This window comes from uncultured Campylobacter sp. (assembly GCF_938045205.1).
Lineage (GTDB): Bacteria > Campylobacterota > Campylobacteria > Campylobacterales > Campylobacteraceae > Campylobacter_B.
The window spans coordinates 1-1,367 of the sequence record NZ_CALIMY010000063.1 but is presented as its reverse complement, the minus strand read 5'-3'; the positions used below and the strand labels follow the sequence as shown (position 1 = coordinate 1,367).

Sequence of the window (1,367 nt, the reverse complement as noted above, 5' to 3'; positions counted from 1 at the left end):
GAGCCCAGATAGCCGGTGATGATGAAGAAATTCGGCCGCTCGCCGCCTTGCATAAAAATTTGCTTTTTATCCTCTTTGGCTAAACGCAGCAAAAATTTAAACAAAGGCGCCGAGCCGGGTAGCTTCTTAAAGGATTTATCGTTAAATTTAAAGCACGCGTCGTTCGCATCCTCTGCGCCGTAGATTAAATTTACAAAAATTTCACCGCAGAGCGGATCTGCTTTGCTTTTTAAATTTCGATTTTTGTCGTAAATCACGGCGCGAGCCGCTTTTTTGTAAATTTCAAAGCTCTCGTAGTGCGGCTCGTAAATTTTGCAAAGCGCGATATGCAAAAAGTTCATAAACGCAAGCGACACCCTAAAGCAGGGGAAATTTTTATCGAGCCCCTCTTTTGCGATGATCTGCTTGCCCTCTACGCAGACGCCGTCCTTTGCGTATGACCTATCTCTGAGCTTTGTTTTAAAATATAGCGCTATGCCTCGCTCTTGCGGCTTTAAGTAGATCGTAGCGACGCAGAAATTATTTAAAAGCTCCTCGTGCGCGGAGAAATTTCGCACTTTTGTTAAAAACTCCGGCCCTCCGGCTAAAACGGCTTCAAAAAGCGAGACGCTACCGAGCAGCTCGTCATTTGCGGAGGGAAAATAATAAAGCTCAAACACGCCCGCGCTATCTTTCACCTCCCGCAAAACGATGCCGTAAATTCCGCTGTAAAAGCCAAATTTGATGCTCCAGCATTCGTTAAAATAGTTCCCCTTATACATCCCCTGATACCTGCTTGAGGATTTTACGTCGCTATCGTAAAGAGACTTCATCAATATGCATCTCATAAGCGATCTGTAATCCTCAAATGAGTATTTAAATTTCAAAGGGAAAATATCTTGAAATTCCATTCTTCTATCCAAATTTAACCTTATCGCCGTTGCCCAGATAATCGGACGTTTTGGTTCTAAACCTAGCCGTGCCCTTTACGATCGGATAGCCCTCGCGGACGAATTTTTGCACGGTCAGCAAACCCGTGCAGTGGTTGCACGCCATGACCTGGTAGTTCCATCTTTTCAGTCCGATAACCAGATCGTCGTATTTTGGGTCCCAGTCGTCAAACGGCGAAATATGAAGTCCGCCGTAAAGCCCATAGAGTTGGTCGTTGTCGTACTTAAGCTCCTTATGCGCGGAATCCGAGAAGGTAATGATGCCTTGATGGCAGCAGCCCGTGATACTCACAAGACCTTTGTCTTTAACGTTTACGAAGATCGACTGCTCGCCAAAAACCCTCGTAATGATAGGGCAGTCGTAGCAAAACGTACACATTCCGGGCTCGATCTCGTTTCTACCTTTTTTAAACACTACAAGCTCGCCTTTATGGCCTG

The 1,367-nt window shown here is 45.4% G+C and carries 1 protein-coding gene and 1 pseudogene; both read right to left on the bottom strand.

Annotated elements, in window-relative coordinates:
• A partial coding sequence (locus tag Q0198_RS03890) for a hypothetical protein (protein WP_297895210.1) occupies positions 1-902 on the bottom strand: 902 nt, incomplete at its 3' end.
• A pseudogene (locus Q0198_RS03885) lies at positions 895-1,367 on the bottom strand (MBL fold metallo-hydrolase); the annotation flags it as partial. The pseudogene Q0198_RS03885 and the gene Q0198_RS03890, both read right to left, overlap by 8 nt.